Raw genomic sequence first — 3,005 nt, forward strand, 5'->3', positions numbered from 1 at the left:
CCCGGCCCGACCGGCCCTCGGCGTGATTGCGACCCAGGAGCGACCCGACGGAACCTCGGTCGACATTGGTGGCGGTCTCGTCGAACTGCTCGATCACGACACAATGGTCGAGCAACTCCCGGAGGGCCGATTCGAGCGGGCGGCGTTGGCTGGCGACCTGAACGCGATGCTGTGGTTCGGTCTCGTTGATCCGGCATGGCGGGGTCTTGGCATCGGTCGCGCCCTCTTTCGCAAGCGCCTCGAGTGGGCACAGGCCCAGGGCGCGGACATGGTCGTCGCGTGGGGCTGGGAACGACGCGAGGGACGCACGAGTCGCCCGCTGTTTGACCGCTACGACTTCGTTCCGATCCAGCGCCTCCCGGATCATTACGCGGAGTCTCGAGACGCCTGTCCGGACTGTGGCGTGTGGCCCAGCGACGATGCGACCTGCGAGGGCGAAGCCGTGTTGTGGGCTCGTGACCTGCCGATCGACGATTTAGCGGCTACGGAGGGACTGAGCCGATGAGCGAACAGTGTCCCGTCTGTGGCGGCCTCGTTCGACTCGGGTGGGAGGACGGCACTCGCGTTTGTATTCGCGGCCACAGATTCAAATCGAAGTTCATCTTCGAGGAACCGGTTTCGGACCTTACTGCACCGGAGGATTCGACATGAGCAACGACCGATCAACGCGCTTAGATTCGCTCGTACAGACACTCGTCATTCGCGACGACTGCCCATGTGGCGACTGCGCGGCCGAGAGTTGGATCAAGCTGCGAGCTGTCGCCGTCGCGATCGCACCGGCCCTGGTAGCAATCGCGCTGCTGGCCGCTCTCGAGGCACCCGAATCGATTCGGTGGCTCGTACCGCTTGGACTGGTATTCGTGGGATCCAAGATCGTCACGCGACCGATCAACCGACACAACGAGCGCCACGGTTGTGTGGCCGACACGGGGGGGGAAACGGACCGATGAACTCCGATGAGGAATCCGCATTTGACGACCTAATGGAACGTCTCGGCCAGTCTTCCCCTCTCGAGGACAGTTATGTAGAACGGCTCGAGAAGGCTCGCGCCGATCTAGACGACGCGCTCGAGAGGATCGAGGAAACCGGACCGTCCGAACCCGATCCCGAAGACAGCCCCGAAGCGTTCCGAGCCGCGCAGCGGGGGGTGCGGGCCGCCGCTCGTGTTCAGTATCTCGAGGCGATGACTGAGAACGAGGTGCAGTGAGTAATGTCGACAAACAGACCGACGAGATGCGAATCGCTGAAAGCGAGTTTCGATAACCGATTCTTCCGGATCTACCTGCTTGCGACCGCAGTCGCAATTGCCGGTGTTAGTCTCGTAACGGGGGACTTCGGTGCAGGTGTGTTCTTTGGTGGCTGGGTCGGCGCGGCCGTCGCGATCGCCGTGAACGAACTTACTCCGGGATACACGATGGAATCGGACGACAGTACCGAGAGCGGAGGTGACGAGAACCGATGAACGACGTCCTCTCCGAGACGGTCAGACATGGCCTCTCGATCAAGTACTTCGCCGCTGGGACCATGTTCGGATTCGGGCTCATGTTCGCAATTCAGCCGTCGGTATCGACGCCGCTCGAGCGCTACGGCGTGGGTGCCCTTGTGGCGGCGATCGGCGTGTTCGGCTGGGCCTACGTCCGCGCCGAGGAAAGCGAGTATCGGACAGCGGCGGTCACTGACGACATGGAGGACTCACGATGATGAAGAAGGTCGCCAAGGTGGTCGTCATGGTCGTCGCGGTCGGCGTGATCAGCATCGTCGCTGGAAGTGCGATCGCGGATGTTGAGCAAGAGCGTGAGGTTTGGGACGAGGAAAGCGGGACAGACGCCCCCTCGTTGATCGACGACCTCGGCGTGTTTATCGATTCGAACTGGCCGCTGTTCGCGAGCGCCGGAACGATCATTGGGGTCCTCTACGGCTATGCTCGAGGCTATCAGACTGGCTATGACGAGGCCGTCGTCGGTGATCTCGATGAGTGAGTTCGACCCAGCGGACTACCCGAAGTCGAACCTCCTCATCATCATCCTCGCAGCGCTGACAGGCGCTCTGGTCGGCAACTCGATCAACCCGAATCTCGTGCTACCGGGGCTGTGCTTCGGCATCGCCGGTGGGATCTATCTGGCCTACCAACCGCGACTTGGCGATCGGGCCGCCGCGGGTGAGCTCGAGCGCTCGGATATCGAGTGCCGTTGTGGCGAGCAGATGTTGATCGACCGCGGCGGATTCTCCGAGGCTGTCCCCTGTCCCGAGTGTGGCCGTGAGGGCGTCCGCGGCCCGGAACACCGAATCATTTCACGGCTACGATCAAATGGGGATGATGAGAACCGATGACCGATTACTGCGTTCAGTGTGGCGATGCTGAGAGCGCCACAGACGCCGGTGAGTACGTCGAGGTCTCCAACGAGGCGCTGGAATCTACACGGACGTCTGGGTGTGTGACGGTTGTCTCTCGAAGGACTCGGATCGATGAGAGCCACCAAGCAGCACATCGATCTGTGCTCCAAGTGTGCGGTGTTTCTGAACCCGGACCCGAACAGTTATCGACGTTGAGACACAATTCTGAAACGCCATCTCAGGATTCCTCCTGAGATCTCCTTACTCGATGAGTGGTGATGCTGTCCGGAGTTGTGGGCCGCTCGAGCGGCTCGTTCGCAGGTCGGGCGAGATCGCTGCCGACCCGGCTCGTCGAACATCCATCTTGCGCCCTGGCGGACGCAAGATGGATTGTCCGACGACCGCTCACTCGCCCGCTCCTGCTTGTTTTCGCAAACTGGGCTCCGCCTCGCGGTGGCGCTCTGGTGAGACGAGAGCGCCACCGCAGCGGCGTTGGTGGGGTTCTCAGGAGATTCTGAGATGGCAAGCTCACAGGCAGAGACGAAGGATGCACAGGCAGAGGAGGACACTGAGGACAATCAGCCGCCGATCGGGATCGACCATGTGACGGTCGTTCCGTCGAACTTCGATCCTGAGACGGGCGAGGTAATCGACGAGTAGGCCGTTCTGCG

General features: G+C 61.8%; 9 protein-coding genes. All 9 read left to right on the forward strand.

Translation table 11 applies throughout. The features are described 5' to 3' along the window. A partial coding sequence (locus C486_RS00375; protein ID WP_008451692.1) for a GNAT family N-acetyltransferase occupies nt 1-505 on the forward strand: 505 nt, incomplete at its 5' end. Beyond that, a complete protein-coding gene (locus C486_RS19710) occupies nt 502-651 on the forward strand; it encodes a TFIIB-type zinc finger domain-containing protein (RefSeq protein WP_083865975.1) in 150 nt (49 codons plus the stop codon). The genes C486_RS00375 and C486_RS19710, both read left to right, overlap by 4 nt. Beyond that, nucleotides 648-950, forward strand: a complete 303-nt coding sequence (locus tag C486_RS00380) for a hypothetical protein (RefSeq protein WP_008451693.1) — start codon at nt 648-650, stop codon at nt 948-950. The genes C486_RS19710 and C486_RS00380 overlap by 4 nt, the downstream gene beginning before the upstream one ends. A gap of 32 nt (nt 951-982) precedes the next feature. Next, nucleotides 983-1,207, forward strand: coding sequence for a hypothetical protein (locus tag C486_RS00385; protein ID WP_152419094.1), 225 nt, complete (start codon nt 983-985; stop codon nt 1,205-1,207). A 3-nt stretch (nt 1,208-1,210) separates the two neighbouring features. Further along, complete coding sequence (locus C486_RS00390) at nt 1,211-1,462, forward strand: hypothetical protein (RefSeq protein ID WP_008451698.1); 252 nt, start codon at nt 1,211-1,213, stop codon at nt 1,460-1,462. Next, nucleotides 1,459-1,701, forward strand: coding sequence for a hypothetical protein (locus C486_RS00395; protein WP_008451700.1), 243 nt, complete (start codon nt 1,459-1,461; stop codon nt 1,699-1,701). The genes C486_RS00390 and C486_RS00395 overlap by 4 nt, the downstream gene beginning before the upstream one ends. Then, nucleotides 1,698-1,979 (forward strand): hypothetical protein, encoded by a 282-nt coding sequence (locus tag C486_RS00400; RefSeq protein WP_049909958.1) that lies wholly within the window; start codon nt 1,698-1,700, stop codon nt 1,977-1,979. The genes C486_RS00395 and C486_RS00400 overlap by 4 nt, the downstream gene beginning before the upstream one ends. Next, the gene (locus C486_RS00405; RefSeq protein WP_008451704.1) at nt 1,972-2,331 is read left to right on the forward strand and encodes a hypothetical protein; all 360 of its coding nucleotides are present in this window, start codon (nt 1,972-1,974) and stop codon (nt 2,329-2,331) included. Before C486_RS00400 ends, C486_RS00405 begins: the two co-directional genes overlap by 8 nt. 522 nt (nt 2,332-2,853) lie before the next feature. Further along, a complete protein-coding gene (locus C486_RS21255; RefSeq protein ID WP_160164281.1) occupies nt 2,854-2,994 on the forward strand; it encodes a hypothetical protein in 141 nt (46 codons plus the stop codon). Nucleotides 2,995-3,005 lie beyond the last annotated feature (11 nt).

This window comes from Natrinema gari JCM 14663 (assembly GCF_000337175.1).
Taxonomy (GTDB): domain Archaea; phylum Halobacteriota; class Halobacteria; order Halobacteriales; family Natrialbaceae; genus Natrinema; species Natrinema gari.

Coding starts and splice junctions, on each gene's coding strand:
- C486_RS00385 (WP_152419094.1), top strand. CDS start 983: ATGGAACGTCTCGGCCAGTCTTCCCCTCTCGAGGACAGTTATGTAGAA.
- C486_RS19710 (WP_083865975.1), top strand. CDS start 502: ATGAGCGAACAGTGTCCCGTCTGTGGCGGCCTCGTTCGACTCGGGTGG.
- C486_RS00380 (WP_008451693.1), top strand. CDS start 648: ATGAGCAACGACCGATCAACGCGCTTAGATTCGCTCGTACAGACACTC.
- C486_RS00395 (WP_008451700.1), top strand. CDS start 1,459: ATGAACGACGTCCTCTCCGAGACGGTCAGACATGGCCTCTCGATCAAG.
- C486_RS00405 (WP_008451704.1), top strand. CDS start 1,972: ATGAGTGAGTTCGACCCAGCGGACTACCCGAAGTCGAACCTCCTCATC.
- C486_RS00390 (WP_008451698.1), top strand. CDS start 1,211: ATGTCGACAAACAGACCGACGAGATGCGAATCGCTGAAAGCGAGTTTC.
- C486_RS00400 (WP_049909958.1), top strand. CDS start 1,698: ATGATGAAGAAGGTCGCCAAGGTGGTCGTCATGGTCGTCGCGGTCGGC.
- C486_RS21255 (WP_160164281.1), top strand. CDS start 2,854: ATGGCAAGCTCACAGGCAGAGACGAAGGATGCACAGGCAGAGGAGGAC.